Source organism: Kitasatospora sp. CMC57, assembly GCF_045866025.2.
Lineage (GTDB): Bacteria > Actinomycetota > Actinomycetes > Streptomycetales > Streptomycetaceae > Kitasatospora.
Map to the genome: position 1 here is coordinate 14,227 of NZ_AP035881.2, position 19,235 is coordinate 33,461.

Below are 19,235 nucleotides of genomic sequence, written 5' to 3' on the forward strand. Positions count from 1 at the left end.
CTGGCAGGTGCCGGTGCGCCAGTGGTGCGTCGGCCGCGTACCGCTCCGGTTATACGGAACTGCACCTCGCAGGGTTGGACCTGGGAAGTGAAGAGCGGCTGGCACCTTCGGGACCGACCAGTGGCTCACCTAGTTTCGTGGAACGCCGGTCGGCATGGCGACGTATCGGACCGTGAGCCGGTGGGGAGCCGTGACGACGCCCGCCGCCCTCGTGACGGCGCGCAGTGGAGTCCCTGGCCCGATGCCGGGGACGGCAGGGTTCAACCTGCGGCGCGCCAGTCCCCGAAGGGCGTTTTTCATGAGCCTCGATGCGTTCGAGAACGACAGTCTTCCCCCACTACTGCGGCGCCCCGACGAGGTGCCGGACCCGGCGCCCGTCACGCAGTTGCGCGGCTTCCGCAAGGACCTGTTGGACAACCCGGCGAACTCGCTGGACGAGGACGCGGCCACCGTGGTCACCGGCGGTGCCGTGAACCCCGTGCTGCTGCGCAAGCTGGTCGAGGCAGTCGGCGAGACCGCTGACACCGGCCTGCTGATGGCCAAGCCGGTCGTCGGCGGCACCCTGTACGCCATCCCGCCGCACCGGCGGTTCACCGACCTGGACGTGCTGCCCGACTTCCTCAACCAGCGGTGGGTGCACAAGCTGCACACCGCGATGGACGACAAGCAGGAGAACAACGCCCCGGTCATCTACAAGACCTTCATCGACAAGGCGACCGGGCAGCCGAGGGCGCTCTTCGTGGTTCGGGTGGCGGACCGTCAGGCCCTGGCCGACGCGATCACCGAGAGCATGCGCCAGACGTACGGGGCCCAGAGCCAGCGAAACGTCTACACCGAGAGCGTGCTGCAGCACGGCATCAAGGAGCCGATGACGCTGTTCCTGGTCCGGGTCATCTACGACGACGGCGTCGAGGAGACCTACACCGTCGCCGGCGACGGCAACAGCCGGCTCGTCAGCATGTGGCTGGCGCGCACCGGCGGCAACATCGACGAGGCGGCGGCGGCGTGCGTCGCCGCCGTGATCGGCCCGGTGGACCGCTCCGGCCCGCGCCGGCCGGCCGACCAGCGCTCGGCCCGCGCAAAGGTGACCGAGATGGCCGCCCGCGTACGCCGCGGCCTGGCCGAGAAGGTCCTCACTGAGGCGACCCGCCGCGAGGGCCACACCCTGACCTTCCCGGCCATCGTGGTGGTCGGCGCCGTGACGGAGGACGGCACCCCGCTGCCCGACCTGGTCGCCGCCCGCGACGACCTAGTGGCCAACCTGCACGTCCACGTCACACCGTGGGACGAGGGCGCGCAGTACACCCAGGGCATGCAGCGCGTCTACCGGCACGCCCTGCGCGAGCACCTGGTCGACGCCGACACGTACAAGGTGCTGCTCGGCGAGGTCGGCCCGAACACGATGCACAAGCTCCTCGGCCTGCCGCCGCACCGCCTGTGGTCGGTGGCCCTGCACCAGCAGTACATGCTCGCCGGGCACGCTGAGAGGATGAACCGGCTCCTCAAGCAGGAGTTCGGCATCGGCAGGGCCGACCGCCAGAAGGTGAGCGAGCGGATCGCGTCGATGGCGCTGTCCGCCTACCGCAGCTCCCTGGCCATCGACCAGTACGCCCGCGCCCTCGGCAACGGCGGCACCATCACCGACACGGTGTGGAAGCGCAACTGGACGCTGACCCGCGGCACCGACGCCCTGAAGGTCCTCGACGACATCCTCGAGCGGGCGCTGCTGGACGAGACCAACGCGGTGGCCGAGTTGACCGTGCTCGGCGGCACCGCCGCGATCGTCTCCGGCTTCATCACCCGCGACCGCGGCTCCAAGCTCGCCGCAGCCCGTGAGGTGCGCACCGCGCCGCTGCGGCACACCCCCAACGCCCTGCTTGCGTTGCTGGCCGGCACCCAGGGCGGGCTGCGGATGCTCCACTCCATCGCCTACGCACACGTCGCGGCCGACCCCAGCATCCTGCCCAAGCAGTTCCACACCGCCGCGCGAGAGATCGACGGTGCGGTGGTCCGGGATGGCGAGCCGGTCGTCGACAAGGCCGGCGCGGTGGTCTCCATCGACTACGAGTGGGACCTGGTCTACGCCGCCAGCCCGGTGGACGCCGAGGCGTCGATCGCTGAGCTCAAGAAGAAGCTCGACGGCAAGACCGGGAGCGGAAGCACCACGGAGACCGAGGACGCACGGCAGCGCCGCATCCTGCAGAACTCGATCAAGGCCGCCAGCCGGGCCGCGTTCACGCTCGCCAAGATGACCCAGACCAACGCCCGTGGCCGTGAGGTGTTCGGCCTCGTCACCAGTGTGGACGCCCTGCGGGTTCAGCTGGGCAGCATCACCGAGACCCTCATCAAGTATGGCCCCGTGGCCGACGTGATGCCGGACCCGGAGGACGAGGTCGAGTACGAGGACGAATACGAGGATGGTGACGACGCGTGAGGCCGGTGCCGATCCCCCGTCAGATCCGCCGTCGGCTCGCCCCGGCCGTCCGCACCCTGGCACCGCTCCTGGACATCAGGGCCCTCGCCCGCGCCCACGACCCGGCCTCCGGCCTGGTCTGCCGGGCGACCGTCGACGCCGCCCGGAGCGAGATCACCGCACCGCACGCGGTGTACGCGGCCTGGGACGCCCGGGGCTGGTGCCGCTAAGTTGGCAGCGTGTACCGCCAGCAGGCGACCGCCGTCGGCGACCGTCTCGCTGAACACCACCGGCACCCGCGGCACGGGCCAGCCCGCCTCAGCGGCTGGGTCCTGCTGACCGTCCTGCCGATGCGCGCGGATGCCCCGCGGGAGGCCGCCCTCGCCGCCGAGGGATGGGCGGCGAGCATGCTCGTCCCGCTCGACGGCGGCACCCATCCGGCAATCGACCTGATGCTCCCGCCCGATGCCATAGCTGCGGCGCTCCTCACCACGAAGGCTGTCTGAAGCCGACAACTGACAGCCCGTCGTATCAGAGCGGCGGGCCGATTATCAGCTCCGGCTCGGCCCACCACGTCCCGCTGACGAACGGTCAGCGGGACGTGCGGCCTTGGGGCCAAGGATGTGTCCGAGCTGATGGAGGAGATGCACGGCGTGCAGCTCTCCCCCGCCGTTCGTCACGCCAAGTTCAGCGCCACTGGTAGGCGGCACCGGTCATCGCGGGGAGCAGCAGCGGTTCGATGGTGGTGCCGGGTTGGGTGGTCTGGTCGAGGACCGGGCCGATGGCCGGGTAGAGGTGGAGGCCCGCCGCTGTGGCGAGCGGCAGCCAGACCACCGGTGCCCGCTCGGGGTCGTCCTGCTCGGTCGCGGCGACGGCCTGGCGGAGGTCGTCGGGCAGGTGGGCGGTGAAGACCAGGTGCCGACGGCGGAAGAGTCTGCTGTCCCGGCCGCTCGGTCTCCTGGTCCTGGGCAAAGCGGAGCACCGGCGGTACGGGGAGCGCGTCCGGGTCGAGGCCGAGCTCCTCTAGGAGCTCCCGGCGCAGCGCGGTCAGCGGGTCCTCTCCCTCCTCGACCAGGCCGCCTGGCAGCGAGTGCTGGACCCCGGCCGGTCGCGACGGATCAGGGCCAGGTGGCCGTCGTGGAGCAGGGCGGCGCACACCCGCACGAGCACCGCGGCTGTCACCGCAGGGCCTGGTCGGCGACGTGGTCGGCATCGGCGGGCAGTTCGGGCAGCGGCCAGGACGCATCGGGTGCCCAGGTCGGCCAGCCGTCGGCGAACGGGCCGCTCACGTTGTCGAGCATGGTGATCGCCCACCCCTGGGCCCGTACCACCTGACGGTGCAGGTAGTCGTCGATCACGCCCAGGCGCCGCAACTGCGCGTACTCGGAGCGGTCCTTCCAGTGGTGGCCGGACAGGTCGAGGCTGACGGCCAGGTCCAGGCAGAGGTCCAGGGTGTCGATGCCGACCCCCGGCCGGCGGAGATACGGCTTCTCGAAGTTCACGTACCAGCGCAGCGGCTCGCCGAAGGCGTCCTGGAAGCAGTGCACGGAGAACCACTCCCCTGCCAGGAAGTGCGACAGCAGGGTGGTTCCGGTCCAGCGGTAGCGGTCCAGGGTCCAGGTCTGGGACGCCAGTTCCGTCAGCATCCGCTCGCGCGCGGACTGGTCGCCGGTGCGGGTGGAGGTGATCCAGGTTATCGGGGCGAGGCTCTCGATCCCCGGCCAGTAGGCCAGGGTGAGCACGTGGCCGGTGTCGGCGACCACCCGCTGCGGCATCGCGGTCCACACCTGCCCGGCGTGAACATCGCGGCGCACCACCGTGGAGCCGGGGGTGAACAGGTCGGTGTCAGTCACCACCGGAACCTGCCCGGCCCCAGGGGCGGGAAGTCCACCCGAAGGTGGGATGGAACGGCCCGGGCCGGGAGGCCGGGACGGCTGCTCCCGGACCGGATCAGCGGCGGTTTCCCAGAGCGGCCGTGCGCAGCTGGGCGAGGATCGGCAGGACCTGCTCGGGGTCGCCGTCGAAGGCCAGGATGGCGCTGATGACAACGTGGGTCAGTTCAGGTTGAAGTCGTCGGGGTCGAAGGTGAAGTCGTCCGCGGTGAAGCCGCCGTAGGAGCCGCCGTTGAAGTAGTCGGCGAGGGCTTCGCCGATCACGTGGCGCACGTCCTCCTCGTTCTCGGCGCGGGCCAGGGCGGCGGCCTGCTCGCCCGTGAGGTTGAGGTGGATGTCGCGGGCCCGGACCGCGTCGGAGCCCTGGATCTCGAACGTCATCGTGCGTCCGACTCGGGCATTGATGCCGGAGATCGTGCCGCGCTGCGCCAGCTGACGGGCCCTGCGTTCCCGGCCGCGCTCGGTGGTCTGCACCTCCAGTGCCTCGCGGCGCAGCTGCTGCTCGTGCTTGGTGGGGTGGCGGGTGCCGTCGATCCAGCGCTGCACGGTGCGCGGCGCGACGCTGTACGCGGCGGCCATGGCCTTGGTGCTGCCGCCGTACTTGCGGTCCCGTACGTGTCCGGCCTGGGTGGTGGACTGCACCGGGGCGGTGCGGGAGGGGAACAGCGCTTCGCGCACCCGCCCGAACATCCCCCGGGTCCCGGAGCCGGCCATCAGTTCCCGCCTTCCTCATCGTGGCCGGTGCCGGCCGGCTCCTGGTCGACCGGGGTGCCGTCGGTGGCGTACTGGTGGGTCAGCTTGGAGGGGTGCTCACGGCGGCCCATCGCCTCGAGCACCGCCTGCAGCGGGATCGAGGACTCGTGCTTGTGGCTGCCCGGGGCGATGCCCAGGCGCAGCGCTCCAGGGACGGGGGTGCCGTCGTCCTTGACCGGCAGGAGCTCCAGCGGGTTGGGGGCGTCGGCGGCGTAGAGGTAGGAGTCGACGTTGACCGCGAACGGGGCCCGGCCGGTCAGCTGGAAGGTCTTGCGCAGGCGGCGGTGGGCGGCGATCCGGGCGGCGGCGATGATGTGGAAGCGGATCTCGGGCCGGTAGGACCAGGTGGCGGCGACCTTCGTCTGCCACGTCTGGTCGTCCAGGTGGCGGGCGGAGTCGGCCCACTTGCCGATGCCACCCTTATAGATGGACTTGTACAGCCCGGCGAGGACCAGGGCGTCCGCGCGGACCGGGTCGATGCCGACGTCCTTGTGCACGGCGTAGGCGGCGAGGAACTCGGTCGCGCTCTGGCCGTCGGTCAGGCCGAGATCGGCGTAGGTCCGCTTGTACCCGGCCCGGATCCGACCGGTCCACTCCTTGAGCGGCGGCACGGTGTGGGTGGACAGGTAGGCGTCGGTGATAGTGGCCGGGTCGAAGCCGTAAGTGGTGGCCATGTAGGCGACGGTGGGGGTGGCGTACCAGCTTGGCCCGGCCGGGGGCCGGCCGTGGAAGGTCGCCGGGTGAGGCAGCAGTTCGTCCACGGGTGTGGTGGTGAAGTCGCACCACCACAGGCCGGCGGTCTTGCCGCCGCCCCAGTCCGGGTTCCGCGTCGGCTCCAGCGGGCCCGACGGCAAGCGCAGGGAGTCGGTGACGGACAGGTAGGACGCGCAGACGTCGACCGCGACCGCGAAGGCACGGCCGGTCTCCTGGGGGGTGAGCTCGCGGGCCCACCACTTGTAGTCCTCCTCCTCGCACACCGTCCCGCCCTCGGAGAGCAGCTCGCGCGTGAGGTGGTGGCGGGCCCCGGCCGCCGGCGGCACGCACAGGTCGCCCTTGGGGAGGGCGCCCTCCCGCAGGTGGGAGGACCACTCCCCCGTCGCCGCGTCCTTGACCCACTCCTCGCGCGGACGGACCGCGTCCAGGAGCAGCATCGCGGTGGTGGCGGTCGTCGCGCCGGGGGCTGCGCCGAGGTCGGTGGTGAAGGCCCGGAAGCGGCGGGCGAAGGTGAGCCCGTCCTTGGTGCCGTCGGGGGCGGTGGCGAGCGGGACAGCGAGGGTGCTGGTGGCCTGCTGGCGGGCGTCGCCTTGGCCGAGCCACGGTGCGACGGTGATGCGCACCGAGGTCTTCTGGCCACCGGCCGATCCCTTACGGCGAAAGACGTGGAACGTGGGTCCGATCGCGTCGCTGATCTCCATCCCGACGCCAGCGGCGGCCTTCGCCAGCTTCACCTGGAGCGCGGCCAAGGCCTTCTCCGTCGCGGGCAGGGTGGCGGGCAGGCCGAGCTGCTTGAGTGCGGCGGCGGTCAGGCAGACCGTGCCGTCGCCGCCCCGGCCGGAGGGGTGGGCCCGCTCGACGCGCAACGGCAGCCCAGTGCCCAGCCAAGCGAACCAGTCGCCCAGCTTCGGCCCGGCCGGCGCCGGGACCTGCGGGACGTCCAGCAGCCAAGTGCCGTCCTCGGCGACGTCGAGGGCGACCACCGGCCACCACCTGGCGGCAGCAGCCGCAGCGGGCGTTGAGGGCCGCGTCGTGGCGGAACGAGCCGGGGTACGGGCCGCGGCCGGGCGCTGGCCTCCCCGGGCTGCCGGAGCCAGGGACGCGGCGGGCACGGGCCAAGACGGCGCAGCGGCGGAGGGCTGGAGCGGCTCGGCGGTGACCGGAGCCGGGGCAGCCGCAACGGGCGCGGAAGGGGCGGGCGGGGTGCTCGGCACCGGCTGGACGACCGGTGCGGGGGTGGGCTGCGGCGCGGTGGCCACGGGCGCTTGGGCGGCGGGGCGGCACAGGCCGCCGAGGTGCATCGGGCGGCCCTGGGCGCGGTAGACCGAGGGGCGCCCGCACTGCACGCAGGGCGCTGGCTCGAACAGCACCAGCGAGCCGTCCGGGTTCTGATCCAGCGTCACCTGCTGCTGCGGTGTCGGGTCGGCGGTGGCCTGCGGCGCGGGAGCGGCCGGGGCCTGTACCGGGGCGGCTGGCTGCTCGGGGGCGGGGAAGCGTGCGGCCAGGCCGTCGAGGAGCCGGGCGTAGGCCGGGGTGATGTCCGACCCCGGAACGGCGCTGCCGTCCTCCCAGCCCCGCACCAGGGCCGAGTCCACCCGCAGGGCGACCGCGATCTGAGTGGTGGTCAGTCCGGCCGCCAGGCGCAGCCGCTGCCGCTCCGCCGGGACCGGCAGGCCGGTGCGCACGGTCGAGAGCAGGGCGTCGACCGAGTTCAGCAGTTCGTCGGACATCGGGCGTCGCTCCTCAGCGTCCGTTGGAACGGGTCGCATCGAGCCGGGGGTCACCGAACAGGGCGTCGAAGACCGGCTCGGTGACGCAGGCGATCAGGCCCAGCCCGTCGGGGCGCAGGGTGTAGCCCGCGGTACGCCCGAGGTCGGCCACCGCGATCGGGACCTGCGGGCGGTAGTAGAAGATCAGCTCCCGGCCCGCGAACTCCGTCGGCTCCGTCGCCCACTCCGCCGGGATGTACGGCAGGGTGAACTCGGGCAGGCCGGCCACCTCGGTCTCGGTGGCCAGGTGGAGCGTGCCGTCGTCGGTGGTGCGGAAGGCGACGACCAGGTCGACGCCGCCGCTGCGCCGGTCGCGAGGAAGGCCGTGGCCCTCCAAGACCCGGCCCAGCTGCGAGGGGGACATGCCGGCCGCGTCGCCCAGGGCACGGCGGTTGGAGTAGCCGCCGGTGGCGTCCGCACGGGACAACACCAACTCCTTCACCACCGTCAGGTGCCGGGAGATCCCGCCGATCCGCTCGACCAGACCGGTGAGCTCCTCGAACGTCGACGCCTGCGGCGGCTCCACCGGCTGCTCCCGCAGGGCCGCCAGCAGCGCCCGGCCCAAGTCATCGGGCACGTCGACCCGTTCACCCCCGAAGCTGATCCTCACCACGGAACCCCCAAAAAGTAGACCCTACCCAAATGCTACACCTGTCTGCTGTGGGTGGCGCAGAAGGAAGGGACGCGCGGCAGTGCGGTGCCGCCTGGTGGGACCGGCGGTCAGCACGGACCGCCCGATCCCGGACCGCCGGCTTCCTGAGCGGTTCAGTTCGCACTGTTGTAGGCGGCGGCCCAACCGGCCGCGGTGCGGTCGCCTCGGGTGAAGACGGCGGCGCCGGTGCGTCCCGCCGACGGGTCGTCGGGCCGCGGGGACGGGTAGAGGGCTTCGACGAGCCCGTCGGTGGTGGTGTGCCGGGCGGTGGCGGCGCCGCTCCAGGTGATCACGGTGGCCGACCGCGGCGCGCGGATGTGCGCCCGGTCCGGGTGCAGGGTGATGGCCGTGCCTGTGGCGCGGGTGTTGAGAAGGGTGCGGTAGTCGGCCGGGGGGAGGCGGCAGGCGCTGGGCGGTGTGGTGCCGGGCCAGTCCGGGGAGTCGATGCCGCGAGCGCGGGCCGCCTGCCACATGCCGGGGACCAGGTTGTGGGTGTGGGCGGGGGTGGCCATCTGTTCGCACATCCACAGCAACCGGCCGGCGCCACGCGTGGGGGCGAGAGTACGCCAGCGGATGCGGCTGGCGAGGTCGGCGGCGGTGACGGCGATCCAGGGGTGGACGGTGGCGAGGGGGCCTTGGGCGCCGAGCCAGGCGAGGTAGCGCTGGGCGTCGTCGAGAACGGGGACCATGGAGTCGGCGGGGATACCGCGGATGTAGGCGGGCCGGCCGCGGAAGGCCCGGGGCGCACGGGCGACCAGCAGCAGGACGGCGCGGGCCAGGTCGCCCGCGACCGGCTGCCACTCCTCTTCCTCCTCTTCCTGCTCCTGGCCGTCGGAGCCGGTGGCGCCGGGCCGGCCGAGGGTGCGCAGGACGGTGTAGAGCTCCGCTTTGGCGCGGTCGGTGAAGGGGGCCTGTTCGAGGGTGGGCAGGCGCGTGGCGAGGGTGGTGATGAGGGTGTCTTCGGCGGTGTCCGGGTCGGTGGGAACGGGCAGGTAGGTGGCGGCTTCGGCGAGGGCGGAGGCGAGGTCGGCGTCGACCATGAAGCGGCTGGTGAGGCGGCCGAGTTCGGTGGCCTCCAGGCGATCGTCGCCGTCGGGGCCGGGGGTACGGGTGAGGTAGGCGGTGTCGGTGAGGAAGTCGGTGGCGTCGTGGAGGGGGTCGAAGGGGTGGTGGCCCTGGTGGAAGGCGAAGGTGCTCTTCCACCAGGTCTCGGCCTGGGTGAGGGTGGCGATGCGCAGTTGGACGGCTTCGGCGAGGAGGTGGTCGGGCAGGCGGTCGCGGATGCGGGAGGTGACGGTGTATCCGGCGGCCAGGCGGGCCTGCCATTGGTGGCGCTCGCCGGGAGCGGTGAGCAGGTAGGCGTGGCCTTCACGCTCGCCCGCGCCGATGCGCCCCGCGCGGCCGAACATCTGCTGGACCATGGACACTTCGATGCGGCTCATGCCGATCTGGGTGTCGCGGACGATGACGGCGCGAGCGGGCAGGTTGACTCCGGCGGCAACCGTGGAGGTGGCGACGAGGATGTCGGCCTGGCGGGTGCGGAAGGCGTGCTCGGCGTCGCGTTTGTGGGGCCAGTCGCGGTAGTGCAGGCGCACCCCGGCCTTGGTGCACAGGCGCTCCACGAGGTCGCTGTCGTCGGCGTCGGCGCCGGTGGTGTCGACACCGCGGTCCTGGGCCAGGGCGAGGGCGGTGGTGCGCACCGAGCGTTTGCTGCCGCAGAACACCAGGACGCTGCCACCGTCCTGGGTGTGGTGGCGGGCGAGGTCGACGGTGCGGCGGGTGCGGGTGTTGTTGCGGGTGGTCCAGTCGGCGGCGTCCGCGTCCGGTGGCATGGCGGGCAGCTGCCAGGTCAGGCGGGTGGGGCGCCAGGGTGAGCGGATGAGGCGGGCGCCGAGCCAGGCGGCGACCTGGTCGGCGTTGGCGACGGTGGCGGACAGGCCGATGATCCGCACCCGTGCCGCGTCCTCGCGCACCCGCGCCAGGAGCGCTTCGAGGACGGGGCCGCGGACCGGGTCGCCGAGGAGGTGGATCTCGTCCACGACCAGGCACCCGACCTCGGCGAGGGCGGTGCGCAGGGAGCCGGCGCGGCAGATCGCCTCGAACTTCTCGGTCGTGGCGACCCACAGGTCCGCGTCCCGGATGAGGTCGTTGTCGACGGCGGCCTCGCCGGTCAGGCGCACCACCCGCAGGCCGGCTTTGCGCCAGGTGGCGAGGTCGCGGTCGAGTTCGTCGGTGAGGGAGCGTTGGGGTACGAGCCAGGCGGCTTTGCGGCCGCCTCGGTGGGCGGTGAGGGCGGCGACCATGCCGATGGCGGTCTTGCCGGCGCCGGTGGGGGCGACCACCACCACGTGCTCGTCGCCGTCGATGACGGCGGGGACGGTGGCGGCCTGGACCGGGTTGAACGACGGGTGCGGCAACAGGCCCTTCCAGTCGGCCGGGGCAAGGTCCTCGACGGGGGTGAACGCCTCGGTGCCGGTGTCGGGGAGTCCATCCAGGGCGTCCCACTGGGCAGCGAAGGCGTCGCGCGCCGCGTACGCCGCCGGCCCGGTGACAGGTGAGTGGCCGCCGCCCGGCCAGGCCGCCAGCTCTACCGGCGCGCCGAGGTCGGACAGGGTGGTCACCACCTCGTCCTCCGCCCAGTGAGCGGCGGTGCGCACCCGGGCGCCGAAACCGCTCAGGGCGGCGCGCAGTTCGTCGAACCGCTCCCCCGCCGGGACGATGACCCGTACGTCGTCGGCGGCGCGCAGTGCCTGCTCGGGCGGGGCCCAGGAGGGGTTGGTGATCTTGCCCCACCACAGGGCGCGGGTCTCCTTCTCCGCGGGCAGCGGCAGGTCCTCGGGCCACGCCGGAGCCGCCGGTCCCGCAGGTGGGGAGGAGTACGCGGTGGGGGCGGGCTCGCGGGCCGGGCGGGGCAGGCGGACCGGTGTGATGGTGACGCCCGGGCCGGTCGGGCACGGGCCGGAGTCGAGGCCGGCCAGCAGCCGGGCCGCGGTACGAACCGGCACTGTGGGGGCGGCGGTGCGCCCGCGCCGCCTCGGGGCGGGCGCGGCGGGCTCAGCCTGCACAGTGCCGGTGGGGCGCAGGAGCTTGTCGTAGGTCTTCACGCCGAGGTCGGCGAGGGTGAAGGTGCGCGGGCAGGCCGGGCAGACCAAGGCGACGTAGCGGTACTGACGTCCGCCCGACTCGTACGGGCGGCGCAGCGAGTGCAGCACCGCCCCGCAGTCGGGGCACGCGCGGGGCAGCTGCTCCTGGTAGCTCCAGCCTGGTTCGGTGAACCGCGCCAACAGGCCCTCCTGCGGCAGGACACTCCCCCACCTGGCATGGATGAGCTGCGGGACCGTCAGATCACTGCCCTGGGCGTCTGTTTCGTGCACGGCGCTCACTCTGACAGCACGGGCGACGCCCCGACCAGAGGCACTGCCCTGCAGGAGGCCAAGGGCAAGTGCCGTCTCCCCCGGGAGTACGGGTGGAACGGGTGCGGCGAGCGGCGCGGGGGTGGTCAGTGAGATGGACGCGGTGGGTTCGGTCATGACGCGTCGTCCCGGCCCGCCGGGGTGGGGATGTGGGTGCGGATGTGCCGGTAGTGGGTGAAGGCGTCGAAGGGCTCCCACTGGGTGAGGGCGATGTCGGCCGCGCGGCTGTGGGCGTGGGCGGGGCAGCGCTGGCCGCGCCAGCGCAGTTGCTCGCTGGTGTGTAGGTGGGTGAGGTCGTAGACGGCCATCTCAGCGGGGAGCAGGTGGTCGGCGAGGTGACGGCGTCCGCCGGTTGCGGGCGGGTCGGTGGGCATGAGCATCCAGCGGCCTGGCAGGTGCTCGTCGGCGACGGGGTTGCGGCAGCGGGTTCGGCGCAGGGTCTGGGCGACGCAGCGGATCGCGGGCAGCGGGCGCGGGGCGAGGTAGCGGATGTGGAGCAGCTGGACGACCGGCAGCCGCATGACCTCCGTGGGCGTCTCGGCGGCGGCCGAGGGGGTGATGGGCGCGGGGCGGGGCTGGAAGCCGGCATGGTCGATGAGGTGACGGGTCCTCAGGGCGAGGGTGCGGCGCAGCTGCTGAAGTTCCGGGGCCGGGGCCGGGGTGTGGGTGGTTGCGGGGCACAGGGCGCGGTGGGTGATGCGGCACCAGGCGGTGTTCGGCGCGCCGGTGTGGGCGATGCCGCCGGCGAGGTGCCATCGGTGGATGCCCGGGACGTGGCGGGTGGGCAGCTCGTGGGGATGGAGGGGGATGGGGGTGCCGTCGGCGCGGTGGCACCATTCGATGGCGTTGCCGCAGAAGTGGCAGGTCGCCATGCGGGCCGAGCGCAGGAGCCTGGTGGGGCTGGAGGGGTCGATGCGCAGGGCCCGGGTGGTCTTGGGGCCCTTGCGGCTGCCGTCCCAGTTGTGGCCCGGCGGGCAGGAGTTGGGTGCCATGCGGGCGACAGTGGACGGTGTGAGCCATGAGATGGGGTCAGGCCGAGTCGTGGTTCGCCCGGTCGGCCGTATCGGCGCCGTCCGGGCCGCCTCTTCGGAATGGGGGTTCGATTCCTGGTTCCCGTTCGGGTGATGCCGACGGGCGCGGTGCTCAGGCTCCGGCGGGTGGGGTGTGGCCGTTGCAGAGGGCCTCGGTGAGGCTGGCGAAAGGCACGCCCAGAGCGTGGGCCAGGGCGTGCCAGGTGGCGAGGGTGCCGATGGTGCGGCCCTGCTCGATCTCGATGAGGGTGCGGCGGGAAAGGCCGCTGCGTTCGGCGAGTTGGTCGTAGGACCAGCCGTGCTCCGCCCGCAGCCGTGCCAGCTCGAGGCGTAGCGCGGCGAGGTCGGGGTCGGGCGGCGGGGTGATCACTGTGCTATCGCACGGTGCAGACCCCTGCCCTGTCAGTGCAGACCTCTGCCCTATTTTCGTCCTCTTTGCGGCCCGGCGGGCAGTGCAGGGGTCTGCACTAGGGTGTCCGCCGCCCGGACCGGGGCCCGGCTCGGCCGTCTTCGGTGGTGCCGGCGCGAGTGACGGGAAGGACCGGGATGCACGGCGGCGCGCTGGTGCCAGGTGGGGTGTGGTCGGTAGTGATCGACCCGGGCCTGCGCTCGGTGCGCTGCACCGCCATCTCCTGTCCCGGCCCCGGGCCCGTCGGGCCCGGCAGTGTGCTGCGGGAGGTGGCAGTGCGTCATCTCGGCTCCCACGCAGGCCCGGAGAGACTGCCCGGGCACCTGCGCACGTGCGCGTGCGGGCAGAGCGGGTGCCGCTGGCACGGGCGCCACCGCGGCTGCGACGGCGAAGTGCTCCTCGTCCTCTTCCACCGCCACGGAGCCCGCACCTGGCTGCTGGCCGACATGTGCGCAGGATGCGCCCGCGCCGTCCCCGGCGCGGCCCCGGTCGACCTCCCCGAGCACCCCGCACCGCAGCCTCTCCCGGAAGGCCGCAGCAAGGTGCGCCGCCGGGGCGGAGGCGAAGCCCGATCCAGCGAAGTCCGCCGCCACGCCGTCAAAGCCGCCCTCGGCTACACCGCCGCCAGCCTCCCCGAACACATCAGCGGCGAAGCCCGGCTGCTCGCCGTGCTCTGCGTCCTACGCATCCGGCCCGGCGGACACATCCCCGTACCCACCGGCTGGCTCCGCTCCCTTCAGCTCCCCTCCCCCGAGAACGCACTAACCGAACTCCTCACCTGCGACAGCGGATTCACCACCGCTGAGAACCACAAACAGGTCGTCGTCGCGACCGAACTCGCATCCTCCTGGCGGCCCCGCGCCGGCCACCGCGCCCAAGCGCTCACCACTGATCCCGCCCTGCGCGGCCACTCCCCCGCAGCGCGGCTGGCCGCCCTGACCATCGCCGCCTGGTGCGAGCCGGGAGAAGCCCGCTGCCGCATCGACCCCGAAAGTACAGCGCGCAGCTGCGGTCAAAGCACCGAAGACCTGCTCCACACACTGACGGCCATGCACGCCTCGAGATGGCTGCGGCACTTCGAGCAGGAACCGTGCGGACTGCTGCGCTGCGCCCCAAACCAGCCCCGGCTCCTATGAGAACCAGCCTCGACTTGGGCAGTTCGGCGGCACATGTGCGGGTTGTCGGGCCCGACCCTCAGCCCCGCGCAGCGCTTTCTTCGCTCGGCGCTGGGGGCGTGGTCCCGGAGGAAGTCCACGGACGGAGTGTGGGGGGGCAGGACACCCGTGATGGGCCGTCAGATCAGCGTTGAGAATGCCGCAATAGCCTACGCCAGCCTCTCCATGAAAAGCGAAGTTCATCCAAACGATGGGTGCAGCATCTCCCATGGCACGAAAATGCGCTGCTATGAGCGAAGCAGCGCGTACCCCAACATGGGACCAGCGGTCGACTGGTATGCCCGTTCTCCCAGGAATGCGGGACACCTGGATCGCCGCGCTCCATGAGCTTGTCACGGCACTGGATGCCGACAAGGTTCTGCCCGATGTCAGCGCAGTCGCATCATCGCAGGGCAATAGCCTTGAGCGTCTGGATCAGCATCAACTTCAGCGGTTCGTTCGTGCCGGACTTCTGTCACGGAAGGGCTCGCAGTTACTGCCTACCTCGGCAGCTCTTGCATGGCATCGAGCTGACGACCCGGGGCTTCTCGTCCAACTTCTGCACCATCACACCCGCTTCGTCGGTGAACTGATGGAAGCCCTCGCACACGCTCCTCGGACGCTTGAGCAGTTGCGCGTCCTGGCGCGCGAGGAGTTCGACCTGCTGTGGGAAACCACCAGCCCGGTACACAACCGGACGACATGGCTCGTGGTCACCGGGATGGTCGACCACCACACGGGCCAGTTCCACCTGACCGAGGCCGGGCAGCGACTCCTGCCGACTCTGGTACTGGGCAAGCCCACGCGAGAGGGCCACGAAGTCGCTCAACTCCCACCTGCGGCAGGTGCCATCACGGATCTCATCGGCTCACTCGACGACAATGCCCTGGCGAGCCGCGCGGACGGCGCGAGTCTCTACGTCCCCGGCGTCACCGCGGACGGCGGCATGCTGGACGCGCTCAGGACGCTCACCGAAGCGGCTATCCCCTCCATCACGGATGCGGATTTCGCCCAGCTCGTCCAGGACTCCTTCCCCAACGCACGCAGCGCCAGTACCGGGCGCACCGCGAAGGACACGTTGAAAGCGCTGGGCCTGCTCCAACGGACGTCGTCCACGACCTGGACCGCCACGCTGGCCGCCCGTGCCTGGGTGGAGTCCGGCGAGCCAGTGGACTTGGCCCGGATCGCGCACAGTTCGATCGGCTTCTTCGGTGAGCTGCTCAGTGAGATTGACACCGCCGGCCAAGCCACGTCCGGTGCTCTGGCGGAGCGCAGCAGCCTCTACCTCGCCAGCCGCGGGAAGCCGCTGTCGCGGACAGCTGTCACCATCCGCCTCAACCTCATGGAGGCGTGTGGCCTGGTCGCACGCCCCTCGCACACCGTCTTCCGCCTGACCGCCCTGGGCCGTGCGTTCGAGCACTCCTTGCCCCGCCAGTCCGCAGGTAGGACGCCGGCCCTGCCGGCGAGCGCCGCCGGTACGGGCCAGCGTCCCGGTGACCTGCCAAGCAGCGCCCCACTGCCCGTTTCTGCCGGCGAAGCCATCGCCGCAGAGCTGGAAAGCGCGGCCCGTGACAGCGCGGACCCCCGGCGCTTGGAGAAGGCCACCATCGCCGCCCTGGGCTACCTGGGCATGCCCGGCCGGCACGTTGGCGGCCCGGGGGCCGCCGACGGGACGGTACGTCACGGGATCGGGGCAGCCGCGAAGGTCTTGGCCATCGAGGCCAAGACCGCCGCCGCCGGAAGGGTCACGGAGCAGTCCCTGTTCCGCCTGCCCGGTCACCGGGAAGCTCTCGGCGCTGCCGTCACTCTCCTTGTCGGGCCCGGCTTCCAGGGCACGATGCTGAAGGAGGCTGACGACGACGCGGCCATCGCCGTCATCGAAACAGGCCTGCTGGCCGAAGCCGTGCGGCGCCAGGACCACGCTCCTCTCACCCAAACGCAGTTGAGTGACCTGGTCGCCCCTGAACTGCCGTGCGCTGACCGCCGCGACGCCTTGAGCGTGCACTGGAAGGCCCTGGAAGAGCGCAGCGCACTGGAGTACGTACTCATCGAGATCCTGAACGCCGAGGCGCAGGACCCCCTGGAGGAAGGCGGCTGGCTCGACCTCACGTCGCTTCGACGTGAACTGCGGACCCGGCAGCACCACGCGGAGCCCGCTTCCATCGTGGAGGCGCTCGAGTTCCTGGCGTCCAGCCGGATCGGCGTGGTGCAGCACTCCCCCTCGCACGGATACCGCTGCATCGCCAGCGTTCTCACCGCAGGGCAACGCCTCCAAGCCCTCGGACGCCAATGGACAGCGGCCTCGGCCATTCATGGCCAGCCCCCGGCCTGAGGGGCCCTGCGGGGCCGTGGCTTGGGCCCCTGAGAAGTGCGCGCCGTGGGAGCAGTTGTGCGAGCACCACCCGGCGAAACTGGAGGGCGGGCACACCAGTCAGCGGAGGGCCGAGCGCCGGCTGGTAGGTCCGGCCAGGGCAAGGGGGCTACCGGGTGCCCTTCCTGCTCGCAGCTCCTACCCACTGATCTACGCCAGGCCACTGCTGGGGACCTGCTCCGCCTGGGCTTGGCCATAGCAGCCTGACAGACCGTGCTGGTCGCGGTCAGTGGTTCCGATGTGGCTAGGGTATGAGGTGAGCAAGCGACGTGGCACGCCTGTGGGTGATTGTCGGGCTTCTTCGGCCCGTGCCGTGGCTTCAGGCGCAGCGAACTGCGGCAGCCGTGGCGGGTGCGGTCAGGCCGGGGATCCATTCCATTCCCAGCGCTTCCAGGGCATTGATCTCCTCCCGGTTCAGTCGCGCGACGTCGTTGCGCATGCATGCGATGAACCATCCGAGATGGACGCGGTGTCGGCGGTCGATGTGGTCGGCGGGGACGTCGAGGTGGTGATGGTCCCGGCGGAATCGTCGGGCGGAGCGCAGTGCCTGGGCGAAGTCGCGTTCGCGGGTGCTGCGGGGGCGGCGCAAGCCAATGGCGAGGGGATCACCTTCGAGAAGGCCGCCGAGTTGGTCGCGCTGCCCCAGGTGGAGGGTGGGGAAGAGGTCGAATTGCTGGTCGAGCCAGCGGGTGAGGTCGTTGGCGTCGGCTTGGGCACGGGTGACGGGGGCGGCGAGGCGGTCGTTGCGTGCTGCTGTGAGGGCGCGGGCGTAGGTGCGCTGCCATTCATGGGGCCAGCGGGGGTTCCACCAGGGGTCGATCCCCTGGAGGGTGCACTGGTAGTCATCAGGCAGGGTGCCGGCGTTGTGCTTGTGCCGTTGCTCGGCGAGCCAGGCACCCAGGGGTTGGCCGCGGAAGGTGTCAGTTGGTTCGGGCAGCAAGTGACCGTTCTGACCGGCATAGGCACGGGCGAGGTGGAGGCGGTGCTCGGTGCTGGTGCTGGGGTGGGACCAGCGCATGCCGTACACGGCGAGGGCTGTGACGCGCTCGGGTTGGAGATTGCCGACCTGTTTGAGGCTGCGTTGGTGACCGATCCACCAGCCGAGGTGGAATCCGTCGTCGTCGACGTAGTCGCTGTCGACGTTGAGGTGGCCCTGCTGTTGCTGATAGCGAGCAGCGGCTTCCAGGCCGGTCAGCCACTGGTCGGGGTGGGGGTCCATGGTGCGCAGACCCAGTAGAGGGGCGATCTCCTCCGCACGTTCGGGGCGGGGAGCGGGGAGCGGGGTGTGGCAGGGGGTGGGCTTGCCGTTCTTGATGAGTCGGTGGAAGAAGTGCTCGTCGTAGGCGCGCATGGCGATCATGACTTGGTAGAGCAGGTGGTAGGGGGTGCCGAGGGTGGCGTCCTCTGGTCGCTCGCCAGGGCCGAAGAACACCGGGATGACCAGGGTGGAGCACTTGCTGATGCCTGGGGCTGGCCGCAGGGCCCGGCCGACGGCCTGGACGGTGTCGATGGTGCTGTATTTGGGGTCGGCGAACAGGACGGAGTCGGCGAGGGGAAAGTCGACGCCTTCGATGGCGAGGCGGACGTTGCACAGGACGCTCAGGTCGCCGAAGCGGGTGCCGTGGGGCGGTCGGGCGGGTGGGCGGGCGAAGTGCCGGGTGCGGTGGGCTCGTTCGGTGGAGGTGTGCCGTGAGTGGATGCTGGCCGCCCAGAGGTGGTCGGCGTGGCCGGGAAGGTGGCGGGCGGTGTCGAGCAGGGTTTCCGCGAAGGCTTCCGAGTTGGCGATCGACCGGGAGAACACCACGGTGCGGCGGATGTCGTGTTCCTCTCGTGCCCGTAGCAGGGCTAGCTGGGCGCTGGCGACGCGCATTCCGTCAGCGCCGGGGATGTCGGGCTGGTCGCGTTGCCCAACGAGGTAGGAGCGCAGCTCGGAGCTGTGGATCTCGGGTGCGCTGATGCGGTAGTCGGCGAGTTGGCCGTCTGCAATGGCTTGCGCCAGGGAGTATCTGTAGACGAAGCGGCCGTAGAGGCCCTGATCGTCCATGGAGGCGATGGCCTCGTTGGCGAGGGGCATGCTGACGTCCCAGATCCGCGGGGTGGCGGTGAGGTAGAGCCGGTGGCGGGCGGGGATGGCGGTGGCGTCGTGGATCGCGGCCCATGCCTTGCCGAGCGCGCCGGCGGTGCGGTGGGCTTCGTCGACGACGACGAGGTCCCAGCGGGGCAGGGCATGGCGGGCGTGGGAGGTGATGATCTTCTCGAGTGCTGCGTAGGTGGCGAAGACGTTGACGGGGCCGATGGTCGAGCGGATCTGACGGGTGAGCGTGGCTGCATCGCCGACCATCGTCATCACGTCGGCCATGACGCTTTCGGTGGGGCTCTCGTCGGAGCACAGGCCCAGGTAGCGGCCGGGGCGGCCGGAGGTGTACCAGACCCGCGCGGTCTGGTTGAGCAGTTGCAGGGTGGGGACGAGTACCAGGGCGCGCCCGTCGGGGGCGGTGGCGTCGGTGACGTGGACGCCGACGTGGGTCTTGCCTGTGCCGCAGGGCATGACGATGGTGGCGCGCGCCGCACCCAGGGCGAAGGCGTTGAGTGCGGCGTCGGCGGCGTCTCGTTGCCGGGAGCGCAGGGTGGTGGTCAGGGTTGATGGCGGCCGCGGCACGGTGG

At 71.7% G+C, this 19,235-nt stretch carries 14 protein-coding genes and 1 pseudogene; 5 read left to right on the forward strand and 10 right to left on the reverse strand.

Annotated elements, in window-relative coordinates:
* Positions 1-298: 298 nt before the first annotated feature.
* From ACKUU6_RS00065 to ACKUU6_RS00075, 3 genes are read left to right on the forward strand one after another with little or no spacing between them, the layout of a single operon-like run.
* Positions 299-2,434 (forward strand): hypothetical protein, encoded by a 2,136-nt coding sequence (locus tag ACKUU6_RS00065; RefSeq protein WP_408649616.1) that lies wholly within the window; start codon positions 299-301, stop codon positions 2,432-2,434.
* Positions 2,431-2,643 carry a hypothetical protein gene (locus ACKUU6_RS00070; protein ID WP_407992006.1) on the forward strand — a complete coding sequence of 71 codons (213 nt, stop codon included), beginning with the start codon at positions 2,431-2,433 and terminating at the stop codon, positions 2,641-2,643. The genes ACKUU6_RS00065 and ACKUU6_RS00070 overlap by 4 nt, the downstream gene beginning before the upstream one ends.
* A gap of 9 nt (positions 2,644-2,652) precedes the next feature.
* Positions 2,653-2,919, forward strand: a complete 267-nt coding sequence (locus tag ACKUU6_RS00075) for a hypothetical protein (protein ID WP_407986244.1) — start codon at positions 2,653-2,655, stop codon at positions 2,917-2,919.
* Positions 2,920-3,100: 181 nt separating this feature from the next.
* Here the strand turns inward: ACKUU6_RS00075 and ACKUU6_RS00080 are convergent, their stop codons facing one another.
* From ACKUU6_RS00080 to ACKUU6_RS00120, 9 genes and pseudogenes are all read right to left on the reverse strand, one after another.
* A complete protein-coding gene (locus ACKUU6_RS00080; RefSeq protein ID WP_407992299.1) occupies positions 3,101-3,385 on the reverse strand; it encodes a hypothetical protein in 285 nt (94 codons plus the stop codon).
* Between the two features lie 16 nt (positions 3,386-3,401).
* A pseudogene (locus tag ACKUU6_RS00085) lies at positions 3,402-3,659 on the reverse strand (NUDIX domain-containing protein); the annotation flags it as partial.
* A complete protein-coding gene (locus ACKUU6_RS00090; RefSeq protein ID WP_407992005.1) occupies positions 3,592-4,266 on the reverse strand; it encodes a DUF402 domain-containing protein in 675 nt (224 codons plus the stop codon). The gene ACKUU6_RS00090 and the pseudogene ACKUU6_RS00085, both read right to left, overlap by 68 nt.
* Before the next feature lie 201 nt (positions 4,267-4,467).
* A complete protein-coding gene (locus ACKUU6_RS00095) occupies positions 4,468-5,019 on the reverse strand; it encodes a hypothetical protein (RefSeq protein ID WP_407992004.1) in 552 nt (183 codons plus the stop codon).
* A complete protein-coding gene (locus tag ACKUU6_RS00100) occupies positions 5,019-7,502 on the reverse strand; it encodes a hypothetical protein (RefSeq protein ID WP_408649617.1) in 2,484 nt (827 codons plus the stop codon). Before ACKUU6_RS00100 ends, ACKUU6_RS00095 begins: the two co-directional genes overlap by 1 nt.
* Before the next feature lie 13 nt (positions 7,503-7,515).
* The gene (locus ACKUU6_RS00105) at positions 7,516-8,118 is read right to left on the reverse strand and encodes a hypothetical protein (RefSeq protein WP_407986252.1); all 603 of its coding nucleotides are present in this window, start codon (positions 8,116-8,118) and stop codon (positions 7,516-7,518) included.
* Between the two features lie 188 nt (positions 8,119-8,306).
* Positions 8,307-11,567 (reverse strand): DEAD/DEAH box helicase, encoded by a 3,261-nt coding sequence (locus tag ACKUU6_RS00110; protein WP_407992002.1) that lies wholly within the window; start codon positions 11,565-11,567, stop codon positions 8,307-8,309.
* Positions 11,568-11,719: 152 nt separating this feature from the next.
* Positions 11,720-12,598 carry a DUF6083 domain-containing protein gene (locus ACKUU6_RS00115; protein WP_407986254.1) on the reverse strand — a complete coding sequence of 293 codons (879 nt, stop codon included), beginning with the start codon at positions 12,596-12,598 and terminating at the stop codon, positions 11,720-11,722.
* 151 nt (positions 12,599-12,749) lie between these two features.
* A complete protein-coding gene (locus tag ACKUU6_RS00120) occupies positions 12,750-13,007 on the reverse strand; it encodes a helix-turn-helix transcriptional regulator (RefSeq protein ID WP_407986255.1) in 258 nt (85 codons plus the stop codon).
* A 431-nt stretch (positions 13,008-13,438) separates the two neighbouring features.
* On the opposite strand from ACKUU6_RS00120, the gene ACKUU6_RS00125 reads away from it, so the two are divergent.
* Together ACKUU6_RS00125 and ACKUU6_RS00130 are read left to right on the forward strand one after the other, a co-directional pair.
* A complete protein-coding gene (locus ACKUU6_RS00125) occupies positions 13,439-14,182 on the forward strand; it encodes a hypothetical protein (RefSeq protein ID WP_407986256.1) in 744 nt (247 codons plus the stop codon).
* A 334-nt stretch (positions 14,183-14,516) separates the two neighbouring features.
* Positions 14,517-16,532 carry a hypothetical protein gene (locus ACKUU6_RS00130; protein WP_407986257.1) on the forward strand — a complete coding sequence of 672 codons (2,016 nt, stop codon included), beginning with the start codon at positions 14,517-14,519 and terminating at the stop codon, positions 16,530-16,532.
* Positions 16,533-16,890: 358 nt separating this feature from the next.
* Here ACKUU6_RS00130 and ACKUU6_RS00135 read toward each other — a convergent pair whose 3' ends face one another.
* The gene (locus ACKUU6_RS00135) at positions 16,891-19,230 is read right to left on the reverse strand and encodes a DEAD/DEAH box helicase (protein ID WP_407986258.1); all 2,340 of its coding nucleotides are present in this window, start codon (positions 19,228-19,230) and stop codon (positions 16,891-16,893) included.
* Positions 19,231-19,235: the final 5 nt, after the last annotated feature.

Bases quoted from the DNA above. Each gene is read 5' to 3' on its own strand.
- ACKUU6_RS00100 (WP_408649617.1), bottom strand. From the start codon at position 7,502: ATGTCCGACGAACTGCTGAACTCGGTCGACGCCCTGCTCTCGACCGTG.
- ACKUU6_RS00130 (WP_407986257.1), top strand. From the start codon at position 14,517: ATGCGGGACACCTGGATCGCCGCGCTCCATGAGCTTGTCACGGCACTG.
- ACKUU6_RS00095 (WP_407992004.1), bottom strand. From the start codon at position 5,019: ATGGCCGGCTCCGGGACCCGGGGGATGTTCGGGCGGGTGCGCGAAGCG.
- ACKUU6_RS00115 (WP_407986254.1), bottom strand. From the start codon at position 12,598: ATGGCACCCAACTCCTGCCCGCCGGGCCACAACTGGGACGGCAGCCGC.
- ACKUU6_RS00065 (WP_408649616.1), top strand. From the start codon at position 299: ATGAGCCTCGATGCGTTCGAGAACGACAGTCTTCCCCCACTACTGCGG.